This is a genomic window from Pantoea sp. K16 (assembly GCF_048452805.1).
GTDB lineage: Bacteria > Pseudomonadota > Gammaproteobacteria > Enterobacterales > Enterobacteriaceae > Pantoea > Pantoea agglomerans.
The window spans coordinates 130,164-151,222 of record NZ_JBLWNV010000011.1; the positions used below are offsets into that span (position 1 = coordinate 130,164).

The 21,059-nt window shown below is 54.5% G+C and carries 23 protein-coding genes; 10 read left to right on the forward strand and 13 right to left on the reverse strand.

Translation table 11 applies throughout. The features are described 5' to 3' along the window. Window positions 1-2 precede the first annotated feature (2 nt). Window positions 3-977: a lauroyl-Kdo(2)-lipid IV(A) myristoyltransferase gene (gene lpxM, locus ACK13D_RS15615; RefSeq protein ID WP_010670801.1), complete on the forward strand. Its 975-nt coding sequence runs from the start codon at window positions 3-5 to the stop codon at window positions 975-977. A gap of 119 nt (window positions 978-1,096) precedes the next feature. Here the strand turns inward: lpxM and ACK13D_RS15620 are convergent, their stop codons facing one another. From ACK13D_RS15620 to ACK13D_RS15630, 3 genes are all read right to left on the reverse strand, one after another. Beyond that, window positions 1,097-2,329, reverse strand: a complete 1,233-nt coding sequence (locus ACK13D_RS15620; RefSeq protein WP_418796803.1) for an MFS transporter — start codon at window positions 2,327-2,329, stop codon at window positions 1,097-1,099. Between the two features lie 84 nt (window positions 2,330-2,413). Further along, on the reverse strand, window positions 2,414-3,856 hold the full coding sequence (gene pyk, locus ACK13D_RS15625; protein WP_010258665.1) for a pyruvate kinase: 1,443 nt from the start codon (window positions 3,854-3,856) through the stop codon (window positions 2,414-2,416). Between the two features lie 115 nt (window positions 3,857-3,971). After that, window positions 3,972-4,841: a MurR/RpiR family transcriptional regulator gene (locus ACK13D_RS15630; RefSeq protein WP_191913954.1), complete on the reverse strand. Its 870-nt coding sequence runs from the start codon at window positions 4,839-4,841 to the stop codon at window positions 3,972-3,974. 364 nt (window positions 4,842-5,205) lie between these two features. On the opposite strand from ACK13D_RS15630, the gene zwf reads away from it, so the two are divergent. Continuing rightward, entirely contained in the window at window positions 5,206-6,681 is a 1,476-nt protein-coding gene (gene zwf / locus ACK13D_RS15635; RefSeq protein ID WP_010258671.1) for a glucose-6-phosphate dehydrogenase, read from the forward strand. Window positions 6,682-6,895: 214 nt separating this feature from the next. After that, complete coding sequence (locus tag ACK13D_RS15640) at window positions 6,896-7,534, forward strand: bifunctional 4-hydroxy-2-oxoglutarate aldolase/2-dehydro-3-deoxy-phosphogluconate aldolase (RefSeq protein WP_010258674.1); 639 nt, start codon at window positions 6,896-6,898, stop codon at window positions 7,532-7,534. A gap of 34 nt (window positions 7,535-7,568) precedes the next feature. Here the strand turns inward: ACK13D_RS15640 and purT are convergent, their stop codons facing one another. Further along, on the reverse strand, window positions 7,569-8,747 hold the full coding sequence (gene purT / locus ACK13D_RS15645) for a formate-dependent phosphoribosylglycinamide formyltransferase (RefSeq protein ID WP_187493153.1): 1,179 nt from the start codon (window positions 8,745-8,747) through the stop codon (window positions 7,569-7,571). 166 nt (window positions 8,748-8,913) lie between these two features. On the opposite strand from purT, the gene ACK13D_RS15650 reads away from it, so the two are divergent. Both ACK13D_RS15650 and ACK13D_RS15655 read left to right on the forward strand, forming a co-directional pair. Next, entirely contained in the window at window positions 8,914-9,570 is a 657-nt protein-coding gene (locus tag ACK13D_RS15650; RefSeq protein ID WP_010258682.1) for a tellurite resistance TerB family protein, read from the forward strand. 126 nt (window positions 9,571-9,696) lie between these two features. Beyond that, a complete protein-coding gene (locus ACK13D_RS15655; protein ID WP_418796807.1) occupies window positions 9,697-11,760 on the forward strand; it encodes a prolyl oligopeptidase family serine peptidase in 2,064 nt (687 codons plus the stop codon). Here ACK13D_RS15655 and exoX read toward each other — a convergent pair. Together exoX and ACK13D_RS15665 are read right to left on the reverse strand one after the other, a co-directional pair. Next, on the reverse strand, window positions 11,754-12,425 hold the full coding sequence (exoX, locus tag ACK13D_RS15660; RefSeq protein WP_022625523.1) for an exodeoxyribonuclease X: 672 nt from the start codon (window positions 12,423-12,425) through the stop codon (window positions 11,754-11,756). The two genes, ACK13D_RS15655 and exoX, sit on opposite strands and share 7 nt — an antisense overlap. Continuing rightward, window positions 12,422-12,655 carry a DNA polymerase III subunit theta gene (locus ACK13D_RS15665; RefSeq protein ID WP_010258692.1) on the reverse strand — a complete coding sequence of 78 codons (234 nt, stop codon included), beginning with the start codon at window positions 12,653-12,655 and terminating at the stop codon, window positions 12,422-12,424. The genes exoX and ACK13D_RS15665 overlap by 4 nt, the downstream gene beginning before the upstream one ends. Before the next feature lie 151 nt (window positions 12,656-12,806). Here ACK13D_RS15665 and copC point away from each other — a divergent pair, with 151 nt between their 5' ends. The 3 genes from copC to ACK13D_RS15680 are packed head-to-tail and all read left to right on the forward strand — an operon-like array spanning window position 12,807 to window position 14,441. Continuing rightward, a complete protein-coding gene (gene copC / locus ACK13D_RS15670) occupies window positions 12,807-13,184 on the forward strand; it encodes a copper homeostasis periplasmic binding protein CopC (protein WP_010258695.1) in 378 nt (125 codons plus the stop codon). A 5-nt stretch (window positions 13,185-13,189) separates the two neighbouring features. After that, the gene (gene copD / locus ACK13D_RS15675; protein ID WP_418796810.1) at window positions 13,190-14,065 is read left to right on the forward strand and encodes a copper homeostasis membrane protein CopD; all 876 of its coding nucleotides are present in this window, start codon (window positions 13,190-13,192) and stop codon (window positions 14,063-14,065) included. A 28-nt stretch (window positions 14,066-14,093) separates the two neighbouring features. Continuing rightward, on the forward strand, window positions 14,094-14,441 hold the full coding sequence (locus tag ACK13D_RS15680; RefSeq protein ID WP_010670792.1) for a YebY family protein: 348 nt from the start codon (window positions 14,094-14,096) through the stop codon (window positions 14,439-14,441). Window positions 14,442-14,815: 374 nt separating this feature from the next. On the opposite strand, the gene ACK13D_RS15685 is transcribed toward ACK13D_RS15680, so the two are convergent. Beyond that, a complete protein-coding gene (locus ACK13D_RS15685; protein ID WP_045139896.1) occupies window positions 14,816-15,115 on the reverse strand; it encodes a DUF1493 family protein in 300 nt (99 codons plus the stop codon). Next, a complete protein-coding gene (locus ACK13D_RS15690; protein ID WP_033771981.1) occupies window positions 15,109-15,567 on the reverse strand; it encodes an STM2901 family protein in 459 nt (152 codons plus the stop codon). The genes ACK13D_RS15685 and ACK13D_RS15690 overlap by 7 nt, the downstream gene beginning before the upstream one ends. Window positions 15,568-16,533: 966 nt before the next feature. Between ACK13D_RS15690 and adhP the strand changes: the two genes are divergently transcribed. After that, window positions 16,534-17,556, forward strand: a complete 1,023-nt coding sequence (adhP, locus tag ACK13D_RS15695) for an alcohol dehydrogenase AdhP (protein WP_010258714.1) — start codon at window positions 16,534-16,536, stop codon at window positions 17,554-17,556. 213 nt (window positions 17,557-17,769) lie between these two features. Continuing rightward, the gene (locus tag ACK13D_RS15700) at window positions 17,770-17,907 is read left to right on the forward strand and encodes a hypothetical protein (RefSeq protein WP_010258717.1); all 138 of its coding nucleotides are present in this window, start codon (window positions 17,770-17,772) and stop codon (window positions 17,905-17,907) included. 97 nt (window positions 17,908-18,004) lie between these two features. Here the strand turns inward: ACK13D_RS15700 and ACK13D_RS15705 are convergent, their stop codons facing one another. The 5 genes from ACK13D_RS15705 to mdtJ all read right to left on the reverse strand — a co-directional run bounded on the left by ACK13D_RS15705 (window position 18,005) and on the right by mdtJ (window position 20,743). Beyond that, complete coding sequence (locus ACK13D_RS15705) at window positions 18,005-18,190, reverse strand: hypothetical protein (RefSeq protein ID WP_010258724.1); 186 nt, start codon at window positions 18,188-18,190, stop codon at window positions 18,005-18,007. 102 nt (window positions 18,191-18,292) lie between these two features. Beyond that, window positions 18,293-18,553: a hypothetical protein gene (locus tag ACK13D_RS15710; protein ID WP_010258727.1), complete on the reverse strand. Its 261-nt coding sequence runs from the start codon at window positions 18,551-18,553 to the stop codon at window positions 18,293-18,295. Window positions 18,554-18,733: 180 nt separating this feature from the next. Continuing rightward, a complete protein-coding gene (locus ACK13D_RS15715) occupies window positions 18,734-19,876 on the reverse strand; it encodes an acyltransferase family protein (RefSeq protein WP_010258734.1) in 1,143 nt (380 codons plus the stop codon). 200 nt (window positions 19,877-20,076) lie between these two features. Next, a complete protein-coding gene (mdtI, locus tag ACK13D_RS15720) occupies window positions 20,077-20,406 on the reverse strand; it encodes a multidrug/spermidine efflux SMR transporter subunit MdtI (protein ID WP_010258739.1) in 330 nt (109 codons plus the stop codon). Further along, complete coding sequence (mdtJ, locus tag ACK13D_RS15725) at window positions 20,393-20,743, reverse strand: multidrug/spermidine efflux SMR transporter subunit MdtJ (protein ID WP_010258741.1); 351 nt, start codon at window positions 20,741-20,743, stop codon at window positions 20,393-20,395. The genes mdtI and mdtJ overlap by 14 nt, the downstream gene beginning before the upstream one ends. Window positions 20,744-21,059 lie beyond the last annotated feature (316 nt).

Here is a 21,059-nt window from a genome sequence, read left to right on the forward strand (position 1 = left end):
GCATGGAAACCCGTAAAAAAAATAACACTGAATTTATTCCCGTTTTTGAACGTTCTTTTCTCAAACCTAAATACTGGGGCAGCTGGCTGGCAATTGGTGCGTTGGCGGGTCTGGCGTATTTACCGCCGAAAGTGCGCGATCCGCTGCTGGGTCGGTTAGGCAAATTCGCCGGTAAGCTGGCAAAGGGCGCACGTCGCCGTGCGCTGATTAACCTCTATTACTGTCTGCCGGAACTCAGCGAGGCGCAGCGTGCAACGCTGGTCGATGAGATGTTTGCGACGGCACCGCAGGCGATGGCAATGATGACCGAGCTGGTGCTGCGCGATCCGGCACGTATCCGTGAACGTGTAGAGTGGCATGGTCGTGACATTATCGACCAGATGAAAGCGGACCAGCAAAATGTGATTTTCCTGGTGCCGCACGGCTGGGCGGTGGATATTCCTGCCATGCTGCTGGCGTCAGAAGGGCAAAAGATGGCGGCAATGTTCCATAACCAGAGCGATCCGCTGATGGACTATGCGTGGAACACCGCACGCCGCGGTTATGGCGGACGGCTTCATGCCCGCAACGACGGCATTAAACCCTTTATCAGTTCGATCCGTCAGGGCTACTGGGGCTACTACCTGCCCGATCAGGATCATGGCCCGGAGCACAGCGAGTTCGTCGATTTCTTTGCCACCTATAAAGCGACGCTGCCTGCGGTAGGGCGACTGATGAAAGTGTGCCGCGCGCGCGTGGTGCCGCTGTTTCCGGTTTATAACAGCGAAACGCACAAGCTTGAGATTTATGTGCGTCCGCCGATGGACGATCTGCTGGAAGCTGACGATCACCAGCTGGCTCGCCGGATGAATGAAGAAGTGGAAGTGTTTGTCCGCCCGCATCCCGAGCAGTACACCTGGATCCTCAAGCTGCTGAAGACCCGCAAAGAGGGTGACATCGAGCCCTATTCGCGCAAAGATCTCTATCCGCGCAAATAGCAAAAAGGCCGCGAAAGCGGCCTTTTCTTATCTCCTAATCACTGGCTACAGGTGTGTGCTCCCTTGCTTTGAGCTTCTGAGCTGCCTGCTCAGGACACACCTGTGGCTGGGCTGCCTGTTTATAACGCCTCCAGCCTGCTGCGACGTTTACGCTCGCGCATAAACAGGATCACCAGACCAAACCAGAGCATGCCGCTGATAAAATTGACCAGGCAGAACCACAGCGTGCCGCCGCTGAAGTAGCCGCTTTTCGCCAGCTCAATTCCCACCGCCAGCGTCATAATACTGATCATTCCCAGCATCGCAGCCACACTGCCTTTGCCTTCGTTGCTGGCGTAGAGCGTCAGGCGATACAGTCCGGCATTGACCATGCCAGCGCCAAAGGCGTAGAGACTCAGGCCAGCGGTTATCAGCAGATAACCGTGGCTGTTCATCAGGCTCGCCACCAGCGCCATGCTCAGACCAATCAGAATCGGCCAGGCGGCGAACTTCACCGGCTGCTCAATCGGCACGCGTCCCGCCAGCTTACTCAGCGTCAGGTTACCGGCGATCATCGCCAGAAATACCGGCAGTTGCAACAGGGCGTACTGCATGCGTGACAGACCTTCGTCGTGCATCAGGATCACCGGCGAAAGAGCAACCCAGGTGAGGATCGGGATAAACACCAGCCCGATAGCGAAGGAACCAAACATCACCAGCCGGTCTTTCATCAGCCGGCCATAGTTGCGTGCCAGATTGGGCAGGGCGATGGAGTGACTGCGGTCACCTGCGGTTTCGGGCATCACACGCCACAGCACCACAAAGGCGACCAGGCTGCAGGCGGCAAACAGCCAGAACATGCTGCGCCAGCTGCCAATGGTGAGCCAGGCTGCACCGGCAAGCGGACCCGCCAGCGGAGCCAGCAGCGCCACGTTGGCCATCAGCGCCATCATGCGCACCGCCAGCGCCTCATCGAAGGCTTCCTGAATTGCGGCATAGCCGACCGCGCCGATAAAGCAGAGGCTGATGCCCTGAATAAAGCGCAGGCTGACAAATTCCTCAATCGAGCTGACCCAGTGCATCAGCATGCAGGCGACGGCAAAAAACAGGATGCCGAAGAGCATCACCGGTCGCCGGCCAAACTTATCAGAGAGAGGACCCAGCAGCCATTGCAGCACCACGCCGCCAATCAGGTAAGCGGTCAGGGAGGTAGAGACCCATTCAGGGCCGACGGAAAATTCGCTGGTGACGATCAGCATGCCAGGCTGGATCATGTCATGAGCAATATAGGTGGCAAACTCGAACAGCACTAACGCCAGAGGAAAGAGTAAAATTCGGGCGGTAAGCTGGCTGATGGGGTGGAAACGGGCCATCTGGCCTCCTTGTCAGAAAAGAAAACGCGACTGCCAGGCAGTCGCGTCGTTTATTCTACACCGACAATGTAAACCCGGGCTCAATTAATCCACGCGCAGCACACGTGTGGTATTGGTGGTGCCGGTGGCGCCCATCACATCGCCCTGCGTCACAATGACCAGATCGCCAGAGACCAGGAAGCCTTTGTCGCGCAGCAGGTTAACCGCATCGTGTGCAGCAGCCACACCGTCGTTATTGCTGTCGAAGAACACCGGCGTCACGCCGCGATAGAGCGCGGTGAGATTCAGTGTGCGTTCATGGCGTGACATGGCAAAAATCGGCAGTCCTGAGGTGATACGTGAGGTCATCAGCGGGGTACGGCCCGACTCGGTCATGGTGATGATCGCGGTGACGCCCTGCAGGTGGTTCGCGGCGTACATGGACGACATAGCAATCGCTTCTTCAACGTTGTCGAACTGTACATCCAGACGGTGCTTGGAAACGTTGACGCTCGGGATCTTCTCCGCGCCCAGGCAGACCTTCGCCATCGCTGAGACAGTTTCAGCCGGATACTGGCCCGCTGCGGTTTCCGCAGAGAGCATCACGGCATCGGTACCATCAAGTACGGCGTTTGCCACGTCCATCACTTCTGCGCGGGTCGGCATCGGGTTAGTGATCATCGACTCCATCATCTGCGTCGCGGTAATGATGGTGCGGTTAAGCTGGCGGGCACGACGAATCAATGCTTTCTGGATGCCAACCAGTTCCGGATCGCCAATCTCAACGCCCAGATCGCCACGCGCCACCATCACTACATCAGAGGCCAGAATGATGTCATCCATCGCTTCCTGGCTGGCGACCGCTTCGGCACGTTCCACTTTTGCGACCAGTTTGGCGTCACAACCCGCTTCGCGCGCCAGACGACGTGCCAGATTCATATCTTCACCACAGCGTGGGAAAGAGACGGCCAGATAGTCGACGCGGATTTTGGCGGCAGTGATGATATCCGCTTTATCTTTTTCGGTCAGCGCTTCAGCTGAAAGTCCGCCGCCCAGTTTGTTAATGCCTTTGTTGTTCGACAGCGGGCCACCCACGGTGACTTCGGTGAACACCTTCATGTCCTGAACTTCCAGCACTTTCAGCTGCACGCGGCCATCATCCAGCAGCAGGATATCGCCCGGCACCACATCTGCAGGCAGGCCTTTGTAGTCGATACCGACGCGCTCTTTATCGCCTTCGCCTTTACCCAGATTGGCATCCAGCAGGAAACGGTCGCCGATATTCAGGAAAACTTTGCCTTCTTTGAAGGTTGAAACACGAATTTTTGGACCCTGGAGGTCACCGAGGATGGCCACGTGGCGACCCAGTTTTGCGGCAATCTCGCGCACTTTGTCGGCACGTAGCTGGTGATCTTCTGGCGTGCCGTGAGAGAAGTTGAGTCGTACAACGTTCGCGCCGGCAGCGATGATTTTTTCTAAATTATTATCACGATCGGTGGCCGGGCCGAGAGTTGTAACGATTTTGGTTCTTCTGAGACGTCTTGACATCGAGGACTCCGTAAACATTTAAGCGTGTCCTGGTCTGTGGACACAGCATGGTTATCTATTCTATATGATCGACGGGTTGTGATACGACTCACATTGTAAATGTGATGTTAATTTTTTACTGATCATCCTTTTCCCGAATGGTGTGCTTTTCGTAACGCGACGCTTTCAACGCCTCTTTCACGCGTTTCAGGTTTTCCCGGAAGGGCGCACCCCGTTCCAGGGTGAAACCGGTCGCCAACACATCGATCACGGTCAACTGCGCCAGGCGCGATACCATCGGCAAATAGATATCCGTATCTTCCGGTACATCAAGCACTAAAGCTATCGCTGCTTCATGGGCAAGGGGAGAATCGGCAGAGGTGATGGCTATAACGGTGGAACCGTTTACACGGGCCAGGCGAGCCAGTTCTACCATATTTTTTGTGCGTCCAGTATGCGAAATGAGAACAAAAACGTCACCGGCTCGACTATTTATGCAACTCATGCGCTGGATCACAATATCGTCTGACCAGATGACCGGCAGATTAAAGCGCAGAAATTTGGTAAAGGCGTCATGCGCCACCACAGCGGAAGCACCCAGCCCGAAAAAGGCGAGTTTGTCAGCCTGAGTGAGCAGGGTGACGGCCTGCTGCAGTTGGGTGCTATCCAGTTGATCCCGCACCCGCTGCAGCCCTGCCAGCGCCGAGTCAAAGATTTTGTGGCTGTAGTTCTCCACACTGTCATCGTCCTCCACGCCCCGGCTGACCCAGTTGCTGCTTTTCACCAGGCTCTGCGCCAGTTGCAGCTTAAAGTCGGGAAAGCCGCGCGCGCCCAGTCGATGACAGAAGCGATTCACCGTGGGTTCACTGACGCAGGCTTCACGCGCCAGGGTGGCGATGCTGGAGTGCATCGCCGCCTGCGGCGCAGCCAGAATCTGCCGGGCGACTTTCTGTTCCGCATTGCTGAGCGCGGCGAACTGCGCCTCAATTTTTTCCAGCATATTCATAAGCCGATGACCATAATCACTTTTAGCAATTTCAATTATCCCTGTCGTCAGGGTCGATTAACAGAGACTATATCGTGTCATCACCTGCCAGGCGCAACGGCGGACAAGTCGATTGCCCTTTTTTTTGGGATACTTTGACCGGTGCCTGATTTTCCTGACACCAACAGACACAGAAAAAACCGGCAATCCGCACGTGTCATCACACGCGCTTAGCACATCCGGTACAGAGTTAATGCGGTTGACCCGGCGAGTCGGTTTACCTGGCGCGGGGAAAAAAGTACATTGTGCTCAAAGAAAATAATAACCTGGACCCGGTGGCAGAGGATGCATCACCACCGGACTATCCTGCAACGAGGAGAGGAAAATGGCGGTAACACAAACAGCCCAGGCATGCGATCTGGTGATTTTCGGTGCCAAAGGCGATCTTGCACGCCGTAAACTGTTGCCTTCACTGTACCAGTTAGAGAAAGCGGGGCAGATCCACGAGGAAACCCGCATTATTGGTGTCGGCCGTGCCGAGTGGGATAAAGCGGAATACACCAAAGTGGTACGTGAAGCGCTGGAAACCTTCATGAAGGAGAAGATTGACGAAGCGCTGTGGGACAAACTCAGCAATCGTCTCGACTTCTGCAACCTCGATGTCAACGACACCACGCACTTTCCGAAACTGGGCAAGATGCTGGACCAGAAAAATCGCACCACCATCAACTACTTCGCCATGCCACCCAGCACCTTTGGCGCCATCTGTCAGGGTCTGGGCACCGCGAAGCTGAATGCTAAACCGGCGCGCGTAGTGATGGAGAAGCCGCTGGGTACCTCACTGGAAACCTCGCAGGAGATCAACGACAGCGTTGGTGAGTACTTTGATGAGAGCCAGGTGTTCCGTATTGACCACTATCTCGGCAAAGAGACCGTGCTTAACCTGCTGGCGCTGCGCTTTGCTAACTCTATCTTCGTGAATAACTGGGATAACCGCACCATCGACCACGTCCAGATTACCGTGGCCGAAGAAGTGGGTATCGAAGGCCGCTGGGGTTACTTCGATAAAGCGGGCCAGATGCGCGACATGATCCAGAACCACCTGCTGCAGATTCTGACCATGATCGCCATGTCACCGCCGTCCGACCTCAGCGCCGACAGCATCCGTGACGAAAAAGTTAAAGTGCTGCGCTCGCTGCGCCGCATCGATCAGACCAACGTGCGTGAGAAAACCGTTCGCGGCCAGTACACCGCTGGCTTTGTGCAGGGCAAAAAAGTGCCGGGCTACCTGGAAGAAGAGGGTGCCAATAAGTCGAGCGCCACAGAGACCTTCGTGGCAATTCGTGTCGATATCGACAACTGGCGCTGGGCGGGTGTGCCGTTCTACCTGCGCACCGGTAAGCGTTTGCCGACCAAGTGTTCAGAAGTCGTGGTCTACTTCAAAAACCCGGAAATGAACCTGTTTAAAGACTCCTACTCCGAGCTGCCGCAGAACAAGCTGACGATTCGTCTGCAGCCGGACGAAGGGGTGGATATCGAGATCCTGAACAAAGTGCCAGGCCTCGATCACAAGCACAAGCTGCAGACCACCAAGCTGGATCTGAGCTACTCCGAGACCTTTAACCAGTCGCACCTTGCCGATGCTTACGAGCGTCTGCTGCTGGAGAGCATGCGCGGTATCCAGGCGCTGTTTGTGCGCCGCGATGAAGTGGAAGCCGCGTGGACCTATGTCGATTCCATTATCGATGCCTGGGCTGCGGACGGCGACTCTTCCAAGCCGTATCAGGCGGGCACCTGGGGCCCGGTGGCCTCAGTGGCGATGATTACCCGCGATGGCCGCTCGTGGAACGAGTTCGAATAACGGAAGTGATGCTGAAGCCCGCGACGCGGGCTTTTTTTTCGCCCTTAATCCGGGCCAGCCGATACGAATAAAATTGAACTGCCGTTTCAAAATGGTCGCAGGATGATAGACGCTCAGGAAGCTGATCATGTATGGTAGTGACGCAATTTACAGGGCAGGAGCCGATGCTCCATGACCGGGTCGCAATCCCGGTGTTATCAAGCAAGGGGAACTGATGAAAAACTGGAAAACGAGTGCAGAACAGATTCTGACCACCGGACCTGTGGTGCCGGTCATCGTTGTGAACAAACTGGAACACGCCGTGCCGATGGCAAAAGCGCTGGTGGCAGGCGGTGTCAGAGTGCTGGAAGTGACGCTGCGCACGCCAGTGGCGATGGATGCCTTACGTGCGATGATCAAAGAAGTGCCGGATGCGATCGTTGGTGCGGGAACGGTGATTAATCCGCAGCAGTTACAGGAAGTGACCGATGCCGGTGCGCAGTTTGTGATCAGCCCTGGCGTCACCGAGTCGCTGCTGAAAGCGGCGGTTGAAGGGCCGGTGCCATTAATTCCCGGCATCAGCACCGTTTCTGAGCTAATGACCGGTATGGACTACGGTCTGCGCGAGTTCAAGTTTTTCCCGGCAGAAGCGAACGGCGGCGTTAAAGCGCTGCAGGCAATTGGCGGACCCTTCCCGCAGGTGCGATTCTGCCCGACCGGCGGCATCTCTCCGGCGAACTACCGTGACTATCTGGCGCTGAAAAGCGTGCTGTGCATCGGCGGTTCCTGGCTGGTGCCCAACGACGCGCTGGAAGCGGGCGACTGGGATCGCATCACCCGCCTGGCACGCGAAGCTGTTGAAGGCGCGAAGTAAATTATGGCGGTGAGCGTCTGCTCACCGCACACGTTTATCCCTGAACCGTGACCGCTGCTGCGCTGGCAACGGCACGCGCAATCGCCTGATCGGTGCTGTCACCGCTGGCGAGCGCCACGCCCAGCCGACGCTGGCCGCTGATTTCCGGCTTGCCGAACAGGCGCAGTTGCAGACCGGCACCCAGCGCCGCTTCGACATTCACAAACTGCACATTCTGGCTGGTCAGTTGCGGCAGAATAACGGCGGACGCTGACGGACCATACTGGCGAATCGCGCCAATCGGCAGACCGAGAAACGCCCGCACGTGCAGCGCAAACTCTGACAGATCCTGCGAAATCAGCGTCACCATGCCGGTGTCGTGAGGACGCGGAGAAACTTCGCTGAACACCACCTCATCACCGCAGACAAACAGCTCAACGCCAAACAAGCCATAGCCACCCAGCGCCTTAACCACCTGCGCGGCAACATCCTGCGCCCGCTGAAGCGCCACATCACTCATCTGCTGCGGCTGCCAGGATTCACGGTAATCGCCATCCTCCTGACGGTGACCAATTGGCGCACAGAAATGAATGCCATCGACTGCACTGATGGTGAGCAGGGTGATCTCGAAATCGAAGTCGACAACGCCTTCTACAATGACGCGTCCGGCACCCGCGCGGCCCCCCTGTTGCGCATAGTCCCAGGCGTTATCGAGCTGGCTGGCATCGCGGATAAAGCTCTGGCCTTTGCCGGATGAACTCATTACCGGCTTCGCAATGCAGGGAAAGCCGATTTCGGTAGCCGCTTCATCAAAGCGCGCCTTGCTGTCGGCAAAGCGATAGCGGGAGGTCGGCAGAGAGAGCTCTTCAGCCGCCAGTCGACGAATGCCTTCGCGGTTCATGGTCAGCCGCGCGGCACGGGCAGTCGGCACCACGCGCTGGCCTTGCTGCTCCAGCTCAACCAGGGTCTCCGTGGCGATGGCTTCGATTTCCGGTACGACAAAATCAGGCTTCTCTTCAGCAATCAGCGCAGCCAGTGCCGCGCCATCCAGCATGTTAATCACATGGCTGCGATGGGCGACGTGCATCGCCGGGGCATCGGCGTAACGATCAACCGCGATCACTTCCACACCCAGACGCTGACACTCCAGCGCCACCTCTTTACCCAATTCACCTGAACCCAATAGCATCACACGCGTTGCTGCCGGACGCAGCGCTGTTCCGAGAGTCGTCATACATTCACCTAAGCAGTCAAAATTCGCGCGCAAGTATAAACGAAAACGTTTGCGTTCTCATCTTTCGTCCATCTGACACGACCTTTTGCCTTACTTTTCCCGCTCTGACGTTTCCTGACATCCTTTTCGTCAGGATAGCGGACTGACATCTTAAAAGGAGTGGATGATGAATAACTGGTTGCAACAAATTCAGTCGGTACTGACGAAGAAGGGCGGTGAGGGCAAATCGGGTGGCGGCTTAAGCGACATGCTGGCGCCGGGTGCGCTGGGCGGCCTGGCCGGTATGCTGATTGCCAGTAAATCGTCGCGCAAACTGCTGACTAAGTATGGCGGCAAGGCGCTGATTATCGGCGGTGGTGCGGCTGCGGGCGCGGTGCTATGGAACAAATACAAGCAGCGGGTCAGCGAAGCACACCAGAATGAACCTGACTTTGGCGTGGCGCAAACGCCGGTTAACCTGCGGGCCGAACGTCTGGTGACGGCGCTGGTGTTTGCCGCCAAAAGCGACGGGCACATTGACGATCAGGAACGGGCAGCGATTGAGCAGAATATTCATCAGTCCGGCTACGGTCAGGAAGCGGAACAGCTGATCCAGAAAGCGATGAACCGCCCGCTGGATCCGCAGTGGCTGGCCGCCGATGTGAAAAACGAGGAGGAGGCGCTGGAGCTCTACTTCCTGAGCTGTGCCGCCATCGACGTTGATCACTTCATGGAGCGCAGCTATCTCTCCGCGCTGGGCGACGCGCTGAAAATCCCCCAGGATGTTCGCGACGGCATCCAGCAGGATCTTGAGGCTGAGAAAGCCCGTTTACCCGCCAGTTAATCCCTCTGATATTCCGCTGGCGGGTCACAGGATGTGATCCGCCAGCGGCTGCTTCTCAACCTATACCTGGCTTCCCGCTGCTGAAGTGTTACGCTTACAGATCATTACGTTCACGGAGACGGATGGATGAAAGCACCCATCGCAAAAAAAATACCCCATGAGATGACGCTGCACGGCGAGACGCGCGTTGACGACTACTACTGGCTGCGCGACGACAAGCGCGAAAACAGCGAGGTCCTTGATTACCTGCGTGCCGAAAACAACTACGGCAAAAAAATCATGTCGTCACAGCAGCTACTGCAGGACCGGGTATTAAAAGAGATTATCGATCGGCTGCCGCCTGAAGATCACTCAGTGCCCTATGTGAAAAATGGCTACCGTTATCAGAGTCGTTATCAGAGCGGTAACGAATACCCGGCCTATTACCGCCAGCCCGCCGCGAGAGATGAGTCTGGCGAGTGGAGCCTGCTGCTGGATGCTAACCAGCGCGCCTCGCACAGTGATTTCTATACCATGGGCGCGCTGCATATCAGTCCGGATAACCGGGTCATGGCGCTGGCTGAAGATTTCCTGTCTCGCCGGCAATATGGCATCCGCTTCCGTAACCTGGAGAGTGGCAGCTGGTACCCTGAAGTGCTGAGCAACGCCTCTTCCAGCTTCGCGTGGGGTAATGACTCGCGCACCCTCTACTATGTGCGAAAACACCCGCAGACGCTGCTTTCTTATCAGGTGTGGCGACACGAACTGGGCACGCCGCAGTTCGACGACCAGCTGGTCTATGAAGAGCAGGATGACACTTATCATCTCAGCGTACATAAGACCACCTCCAAGCAGTTCATCATGATTGCCCTCTACAGCACCAACACCAGCGAAATTCAGCTGATTGATGCGAACTTCCCCGACGCGCAGCCGCATGTTTTTCTGCCGCGCCGCCGCGATCATGAGTACAGCATCGACCACTACGATCATCAGTTCTTCATTCGATCCAACCGGGAAGGCGAAAACTTCGGGCTTTACCGCAGCCGCTATCTGGACGAGTCACGCTGGGAAACCCTGATCCCGGCACGTGAACAGGTAGTGATGGAAGATTTTCAGCTGTTTCGGGACTGGCTGGTGGTCGAGGAGCGCCAGCGCGGCTTGACCAGCCTGCGGCAGATCAACTGGGCCAGCGGCGAAACCAGCGGCATCGCCTTTGACGATCCGACCTATGTGACCTGGCTGGCCTACAATCCGACGCCGCGCACCAGCAAACTGCGCTACGGCTATTCATCGATGACCACGCCGACCACGCTGTTTGAACTGGATATGGATACCGGCGAACGGCGCATCCTCAAGCAGAGCGCGGTGAAAGGCTTTAACGCGGAAGATTACAAAAGCGAGCACCACTGGATCAAAGTCAGCGATGGCACCGAAGTGCCGGTATCGCTGGTCTATCACCGCAAACACTATCAGCCCGGGCAGAATCCGATGCTGGTGTATGGCTACGGTGCCTACGGCAGTAGTATGGATGCCGATTTCAGCGTCAGCCGCCTGAGCCTGCTGGATCGTGGATTTGTCTATGCGCTGATACAGGTGCGCGGCGGCGGTGAGCTGGGGCAGCAATGGTATGACGGCGGTCGCCTGCTGAACAAAATGAACAGCTTCACCGATTTTATCGATGTCACTAACGCGCTGGTGGCGCGTGGCATCGGACACCCGGAACGACTCTATGCCATGGGTGGCAGCGCGGGTGGCTTGCTCATGGGCGGAGTAATTAACCTGGCACCGCAGCGGTTCCACGGCGTGGTTGCCCAGGTGCCGTTTGTGGATGTGGTGACCACGATGCTGGATGAGTCGATTCCGCTGACCACTGGCGAGTATGACGAGTGGGGCAACCCTAATGATCCTGAGTACTACCGTTATATCCGCCAGTACAGCCCTTATGACAACATCGAGGCGAAAGCCTATCCTCATCTACTGGTCACCACCGGCCTGCATGATTCGCAGGTGCAGTACTGGGAACCAGCCAAGTGGGTGGCGAAGCTGAGATCGATGAAAACCGACAATAACCTGCTGCTGCTCTGCACCGACATGGATGCGGGTCACGGCGGCAAGTCGGGGCGCTACAAAGCCTATGAAGGGATCGCGATGGAATACACCTTCCTGCTGGGACTGGCGCAGGGCACCTTACCGCCAGCTCAGGATTACTGAGATTCGGTCAGGTACTTACGCAGCGCCTGCCGCAATGGCGGGCGCAGATCGCTGACGTTATCCAGCATCCACTTCAGATAGCCCGGATCCTTGCGCGCGACCACCGCGATCGCCTGGCCGCGGTATTTGCCAAAGGGCAGAACGTCGTCGCGCTGGGCTGCCGGTTGTGACCGCACAATCATCTCGGAGGCACTCCAGCCGGAGGTCTCCATAATTCGAATCAGCAGTGCTGCCGTAACATAGCAGTCATAGAGCGCGCGGTGGGCATGCAGGTCGGCGGGCGGCGTGACATCCAGTTTCAGCGAATGACGCAGTGCCTGGTTGCCATATTTAATGCCCGGCCAGAGCTGACGCGCCAGCTGCATGGTGCAGATCCACTCTCCGTACATTTCCGGCAGCATCCGGCGATCAAAACTGGCGTTATGCGCCACGTAAAAAGCACTGCCGTGATAGCGTGGGATCGCCTCTTCAATGGTCGGCTTACCGGCGACCATCGCTTCGGTGATGCGATGCACGGCCATCGCCTGACGGCTGATAGGGCGGTCGGGCAGGGTGAGATCGCTCATCGGATTCACAATCTGGCCGTTGACCACATCCACGGACGCCACTTCGACCACGCCACCCTGCAGACCGCAGGTTTCGGTATCAATAACGCGAAATATCATTGCTTCATCTTCGGTTCATAAGGAAGGCGCGACAGGCTGAGCGACGCCTGGCGGTAGTGCATCAGACGCTGACGAAACCAGTCACGCAGCGCTTCGGGCTGCTCCTGCGCCACCATTTCGGCGACGATCGGCATGTTATAGCGCTCTTTAAACGCCACACCCGCTGCCGCCAAATCGACATTAATTTTGTCTTTCTCTTCCTGGGACAGCAGGGCAAGGTTATGGCTCATAATATTCTCCTGACGATAGCGGGCAAAAGTAATGTTTTCGGCGGTCTGAATCAAGGATAAAGGATCGCATCGCTGGCCTCGACAGTGCAAATACAGCAGCGTATCCTTTTGCCACGTTTATCGCCCTGGCGGCGGTTAAAAGGATGATCTTATGCATAAAAAACTGATTTCCCGCATGGTTATTGCGCTGGCGACAGCCGGACTGATGACATTCAGTTCGCTGGCAGCGGCGCATGCGCATCTCCAGTCTTCTATCCCGGCGGCCAAAGCGCAGGTAACGACATCCACCGATGCGCTGACGCTGAACTTCAGTGAAGATATTGAAGCGGCATTCAGCGGCGTTACGCTGCTGGATAGTGAACAGAAGCCTGTCGCCACTGCTAAAGCCCGCGTTGAATCTGGCCAGAAAAACCGGTTGATTGTGGGCCTGTCTCAGCCGCTGCAAGCGGGCAGCTATCAGGTTAACTGGCATGTGCTGTCGGTGGATGGACATAAAACCGCAGGAAGCTATCGCTTTAGCGTGAAGTAACCCCGGTGACAACCCTCTGGATCCTGTTGCGTGCGCTGCATTTTGCCGCCGTGATGCTGCTGACCGGCAGCGCCTGTTACAGTGCACTGTTGGCACCCGGACGCTATCGACCCCTGCTGGCGCGACGATTAAACCCGCTGGTGAAAGGGAGCGCCTGGCTGGCGCTGCTGAGTGCACTGGCGATGCTGGCCTGCCAGAATGTGTTGATGAGCGGCGACAGCGCCAATCTGGCCGCTGTCGATATCTGGCTGGCGGTGATTGGCACGCACTTCGGTGGCGTGTGGCTGTGGGAAATCCTGTTTAGCCTGCTGGCCGTTGCCGGTTTGTTACTGACCGGGCGGCTGCGTCAGCAGGTGTTACTGCTGGCGGGCGTTCTGCAATTGGCCTGCATGGCTCTGATAGGTCATGCCGCGATGCGCGATGGCTGGCCGGGATTGTTTCAGCAGCTCAATCATGCACTGCATCTGATTGCCGCGGCGTTCTGGACGGGCGGATTACTGCCTCTGTTGCTGTTGATGCGGGAGGCGCGCCAGATCGATCGCCGCACCGACGCTATCCGTACCATGATGCGCTTTTCGCGCTATGGTCATCTGGCGGTGACGTTAACGCTGCTGAGTGGCCTGATAAACAGCGTGATGATCGCGGGCTGGCCGCTGACGTGGCACGATTCACGCTACATTGTATTGTTGCTGTGTAAAGTGCTGCTGGTTGCCCTGATGGTGCTGTTAGCGCTGATTAACCGATACTGGCTGGTGCCGCGATTCCGCCTGGCGGGCAGCGGGACGCAGCAAAAATTTATTCGCATGACGCAGCTTGAACTGCTGCTGGCGTGCGGAGTGGTTGGGCTGGTCAGCGTATTTGCCACGCTGTCGCCAGCCTAAATGTGGTTTAAGAGAGAAAAGGGTAGTTATGTTGCTGAAGAAAGTGATCCCCGCAATCCTGTTGTTATCCGTATGCGGCCAGGCGCTGGCGGCACAAATCATTACCGTCAGCCGCTTTGAGATCGGTAAAGAGAAGTGGCCGTTTAACCGTGAAGAGGTGATGCTGACCTGTGAGAAAGATGGTGCGATGTTTGCCATCAATCCGAGCACGCTGATGACATACCCCCTGAACGATATCGCCGACACACTGTTCAAAAACAAACAGGTGAAAGCGCAGCCGATCAGCGTGATCCAGGCCGAAGACAAAGCGCATCCGGGCCAGATGATGAGTCTGCAGCCGATTGTTGAGCGCACCCAGGCGCTGTGCGGTAAATAAACCTGTCGGGTGCAGCATCGCGCTGCGCCCAACCCCTCTTTTTTGCCGTTGCGATCACAAACTGATCCGGTTTATGCCCCTGCGGCTCCCGTTTGCTGGCAATTCCACCGCGCTGTTCTAATGTTAAATGGCAAGGCGACATCGCCTTCATAAATGCCAACTTTTAGCGCACGGCTCCTTGAGAGCCATTTCCCTGGACCGAATATAGGAATCGTATTCGGTCTTTTTTTGTGTGTAAAGTTCAGAAACTACTCCAGAACGCCTGAAGAAGATGAATTACTGGAGAGGGTAAGAGATTATCGCGATCCACTCTTGTCCTCTGGAAGAGGCCGCAACAAACAGAAGAGATAGGCGCCTGCATTAGCAGGCGTTAATTATTTACCCAACCAGCGTCCGGCCTGTGCAGACTCAATTAACAGACGAATAGTCAGCGGATCGTGCGGCGCGGTGAAATCTTCCGGGAAATATTCGGCAAACGTGATAGTACTAGGATTAATGCCAAATGTTTCAGCATACCGCTCTAGCAATTCATACGCGTCAAGAGGATCCATGCGAAAGTCATTGTTCAGATCGGTATCCCGCTCAAGCTTATAACGTCTTAACGTAAACAAACTTCTGCCGTTATAATCTTCAACCAGCGCAAATACAGCTTTCTCTATATCCTCGTTTACCATATCTTGTCTTCCTTATGAGCAAGAAGGTTATATTTTGCCGTAGTTTTCCAGCCAATTTCTGCCACATCAGCGGCCATAATTACCCAGCCTAAAACCGGGATTGTACGACCGACGAACGTCCCCAGCTTGTGAGTCATTAACATTTTAATTTGAAGAGGGTTTTTAGGGTTCTGTATCCACGTAGGTAATCTGAATGGAAGACGGTAATCCCGTAACAGCTTTCGAGAATAGACCGAAGCATAAGAGGTGCCTTTCCATGCTCCGTTTAGCTTACCGGATACGTCAATCGTATTTTGCCCCGAGTAAATCGCAACCAGAGCGATGATATCCTTTTTACCGCTGAAGTGCTCTGCAGTCACATCAATCATTATCCAGAAATAAAGCTCTCCTGCAGAAAGGTTAGTAAGTCCGCCATAGAAGTAAGTTCCGTTTAACTGCTCCGTTGTATCCATACCATTCCCTTAAATGGGTACTGTAATGGTCAAAACTGTATCACATCAATTCCGGTCACTGCCAGATGCTGGCTGGCGCTATCTGATGCATTTTGCGACTCTCAAAGCCATAGTTGTCGCTCCGCTGGTATCAAACGATCACGATGCGCACGCTCGGGTCGTTGACGCAGCATGATCTATGCATCTTATTCCTCAGCCCACAGTAGCTAGCATCGCAATGGCGGATCACTTGATGCATGCTTTGAATGCAGTTTTACTAACGTTCATCTCATCATTGCTACTATGGCAGGTTTTGCCAGCGAGAAGAAAAAGCAAAGAGTCTGTCAATATATAAAGGTCAACGCGCCTCATAACAGATATTTAGTTATTGTGAAACCAATAGGTTGATTTGTGAAAAAAGTAAATATAAGTTATGGGGTGCTCTATGGCTGCATTACAGGATGTTTACTTATGAAATCTTTAATTCATATAGGTTCTTGAAATTGAAGGTAAACATCAAAAAATATTGGGTGCAGGCTATGTCTAACAGCGAAGGGAAAATTGCTGATGCTCTATATGAGATTCTGAATAAATGAAGCGTGCTATTTTATGGCTGATTCAGTCATTTTTCTATTTAGTTCCTGCTGCAGTTATTGTGGCTGGAGTGTATATCTTCATCTGCTTTGTTCCGCAGTATGCAGCACTTCTTAGTTTTGCCTGGGTTATCGTAGTTTCTTATGTGTATATTAAATTTAACCGATGGTATTGATAAAATCCTGACATATTAGTGAGCTTAAAATTTGGGTTGAAAAGCGAACGCAAAATAACCCTATTAGCTTAAGGTGCCCGGTCTCCATCCCAAAAACCCACTCCACTCTGCAACAACAGAAACAACCCTGCCAGCCTCGCACCCAAAGCTTACCTGTCATCTTGTCATCACCGCGGTTTGGCTTATCCTTAAAGCTTCAATCAAAAGGAGCATCGTTTATGAAAGCGGCAATTGCTAACAGTGAACACAAGGTTGAAGTGGTTGAGAAGACGCTGCGTCCTCTCAAAACGGGCGAAGCACGGCTCAGGATGGAATGCTGTGGCGTATGCCATACCGATCTGCATGTGAAGAACGGGGATTTCGGTGATAAAACCGGCGTGACGCTGGGTCATGAAGGTATCGGTATTGTTGAGGAAGTCGCGCCAGATGTGACCTCACTTAAGCCTGGCGATCGTGCCAGCGTGGCATGGTTCTTTAAGGGCTGCGGTCACTGCCAATACTGCAACTCCGGTAACGAAACGCTCTGCAGAGAGGTCGTTAATGCCGGTTATACCGTCGATGGCGGTATGGCTGAAGAGTGTATCGTCGTTGCAGACTATTCGGTCAAAGTCCCCGACGGGCTTGATCCTTACGCCGCCAGTAGTGTCACCTGCGCTGGTGTCACCACCTATAAAGCGGTGAAAGTGTCCGAGGTAAAACCGGGTCAGTGGCTGGCGATTTACGGTCTTGGCGGGCTGGGAAATCTCGCCCTGCAGTATGCGAAAAATGTTTTTAACGCCAAAGTGATCGCGGTTGATGTGAGCGATGGGCAACTGGCACTGGCGAAAGAGATGGGTGCCGACCTGGTCGTAAACTCTGCCAGCGAAGATGCGGCTCGCTTTATTCAGGAACAAACCGGTGGCGCGCATGCGGCTGTGGTAACGGCGGTTGCCAAAGCAGCATTTAACTCTGCTGTCGATGCGGTCAGGGCCGGTGGTCGGGTGGTGGCTGTCGGACTGCCGCCGGAAGCGATGAGCCTGAATATTCCGCGTCTGGTGCTCGATGGCATCCAGGTGGTGGGATCGCTGGTCGGGACGCGTAACGATCTGGCGGAAGCTTTCCAGTTTGCGGCAGAAGGGAAGGTGGTGCCGAAGGTGACCAAAAGGAAGATTGGTGAGGTCAATGCCATCTTCGATGAGATGATTCAGGGCAAGATCCGCGGCAGGATGGTAATCGACTTTAGCGGTCAGTCTGCTGAATAATCCGTGCTGATAATCGCAGAAGCCCGCGCCGTGCGGGCTTTTTTATGCCTGTAAGGCCGGTTCCCTCCCTCTGAATGCGTAAGAGCACATTCCGTTAAAGCATTAATAAGCGCGGCTTTATGTTTCATGATGTGATTTTCACTTGAACTTTACCGGTAACATTATAGTTTATGGGGTGAAGTCTGATTACACACATCTGAAGGAGGGTTATTTATGGCTAAGCATCACTTACTCAAATCCATTGAAATTGCAGCGATTGTGCTGTTTGTCCTAATACTGGCGTATCTGGCGGTTACCGGTCTGCTTTCATCAACTGGCGTTGATCACGCCTGGCCGTATCCCAGTAAGTAATTGAGTGCCGCACCAGGGAAATTATAAATAATATAAATAGATAACCGATCCTGATACAGGACATAAAAAACCCCGCAATCGCGAGGTTAATCAGAGTCTACACCAGGCTCACCGAAAGCAGAGTCAGCTCTTCGGTTTCCAGCGACAGGCTTTTTTTGGTTTCGAACATAAAGGCTTCCAGCGCCTCCTCGACATCGTCGCCCTCGATAAAGGCGTGAGTCGTGACATGATTTTCACCTTTGGGCTTAATCACGTAAGAAACAAACCACTTCTTCTTTTGCATAATGCTTATCCTCTTCTGAATAGGTAAATGCCGCGCACCGGCAATACTGAGCTTTTCCGCCAGCAGTTCAGCGGAACATGTACGGGTTCTGTTCGACAAAGACTAATCGAGCGGGGCCGGATGCAGCAGGTCGATCACGTCATCAATTTCATTGCTGGCCGCATGGCGATCAAGGGCAACCGCATAGTAGCGTCCCTTGCAGTAGTGCTTTGTTACCGCCACCCGATGGCCGGTATCGCTGTCAGCTTCACCGCCGGTCAGGGTCTGCAGGTGGGGCGGGATAACCAGCTCACTTTCGAGTTGTTCTGCTTCAATGATCACTGCGCCACCGTCGGTGGATAGCAGCAGATGCTGAATGCTCATGTTCTCTCCTCTGAGTCAGATTGCTAACCGGCAAAGTGTAGTTCACCTCAGCGGGTGTGCTGGCGACGGGCTTAATCAATGCCTGAGCAGGCTCGTTATCACAGCCAATTGCGCTTTTCCTGGCAAAAAAAAGCCCCGAAGTCGGGGGCTTTTAAAAACAGAAGGGCCTGCCTTAAAAACTCAGCTGGTCTGATCGGCCAGCTTCGGCTTCAGCACGCGCTTACCAATCTGAATGCCGGGCTTCTCAACATACTTATAGAGTAAAGAGGCCAGCGCATAGGTCACCGGGATAGCAGAGACGCAGACAATCAGGAAACGCATCATGTCGCTCTTAAACTCGATGTCGGTGTGATTGAGCAGCAGTGCAATCAGCGGGATTACAATCAGCAGATGCAGCAGGTAGACAGAAAACGACACGTCGCCCAGCCAGGTGCTGAGACGGTTGTTCAGCAGCTTACGCGGCAGAGCAATCAGCGTTGCCATCAGGCTGCCCTGCGGGTATTGCCACAGAATCGCCGTCATACCGACGATCATCAGCGCCTCCATAATCACCTGCAGCTTAATCGCGCCCAGGCCCATCGCCACGCTGGCAACCGGGCCGAGCAGCGCAAAAGCGACGTAGAGCAGGGATTTACGGCGAATCGCCTCGGCCAGCAGCATGCCCGACAGGAACATATTAAGCTTTATCAGGATCATTGAAGGCATCTCAAACGCCTCATAATAATCTGCCAGCACATATCGGCCAGCGCAGCAGAGCGCCATGATGCCAATCAGCGATGCGGCATAACCAAAGCGCAGCGTCACCAACATGATGAACGGGAACAGCAGATAGAACTGCATCTCCAGCCCGATGCTCCAGTCAGGCAGCACAGTATTAAAACCATATTCGGGCAGCAGGCCGAACAGGAAACTGAAGTGGGTCAGGATGTTTGCCAGCGACTGGTCGTTGTAACGCGACGACTCTGTGGCGGTGCCGGAATAGAAATGAGCAATGGTGTCACGCATCTCGCCAAACCACGGGCCATAAATCAGGGCGATGATTAACAGCAGATAGTAGAGCGGGGCGATGCGGAAGAAGCGCCGGATCCAGAACTTCTTGATGGTCTCTGTGCTCTGCCACGGCTCTTTCTGCTGACGCTCGACGTAGTTTTTCGCCATCAGATAACCCGATAACAGAATAAACAGATCGACCCCGATGCCAGGGGATGAAATAAGCGTGATATGGCAATGAACCAGTAAGCTGATATGGCCAACTAATACCCAGAGAGAAGCGATGCCGCGTAATCCCTCCAGCTCCGTAGACCAACCTCGTGTTGCAGACATAACTATTCCTCGTTTTTATCCGACCTTCGGCGCTCACTAAGCCTCAAGGCAACAGATATGTAAACGGGCCTTTACAAAAGTAAGAAGATTCCGAGCACAGGTAGGAGTGAAAAATCAACCGAAACAGGGCGGGAAAGCACAGGAAGTTAAGGGCGTGCAGCGGCACACCCTTAATCAATATCACTGATTGAGAGGGCCGATCAGGCCAGTTTTAACAGGATCATACCGGCCAGCAACAGGGTCAGACCGGCCCAGCCTTTGCGGTTCAGCCGCTGGCCAAACAACACCCATCCGGCCGCGACAGTGGCGATAATCCCAAAACCGCCCCAGACCGCATAGGCGATCGAGAGATCGATACCTTTAACCGCCTGAGCGAGTGCGCTGAACGCGAGCAGGACACAGCAAAGTGAAAGCAGACCGTACAGCGGTTTCTTAAACCCATCAGAATATTTAAGGAATATGTTGGCGGCAATCTCCAGCACGATAGCCAGCGCCAGCCAGGACGCATGAACAAGATCAGCGATGAGCATGATTAACCTCCGCTGATGATTGGGTGCCGGTTTTGATCAACACAATTCCGACGATCAGCGTCACCAGCCCACAGATTTTCAGCGCTGACAGCGTTTCACCAAACAGCTGCACGCTGAATAACGTAATCAGCATGATGCCGATACCTTCCCACAGCGCATAAGCCACGCCCAGGGCGATACGTTTAATGGCGAAACTCAGCAGAATATAAGAACAGGCAATCATGCCCAGCATCATCAGGTAGCCGGAATGGCTGCCATTGAGGCTGGACCATTTCATAAAAAGGGTACCAATAATTTCAGTAACAATAGCGAGTGATAATAAAACCCAGGCGCGCATGGGTGCTCTCCAGCAACGATAAATGACGACCTGCAACAACGCACAACGTGCGGGCAGACTCAGAACAGTTCGAAGTGGTGAGGGGACTACAGGGCGTTACGCCAGTGCTGATCGGCGGCGTTCCAGCCAGAAAGGCAAGAGGGGGAATACAGGGGGTTTGACATGAACATTCTGCTCATAAAATTTACAACACATCCACATTGTTGCTTCTCATCAGTGGACGGATAGTGCCTCCGGTTAAATAGACGCTGGATTTATAGCATTCTGCACATCACCAAATCAACAGCAGATGCTGCTTTGTTTGATGTCTGTTAAG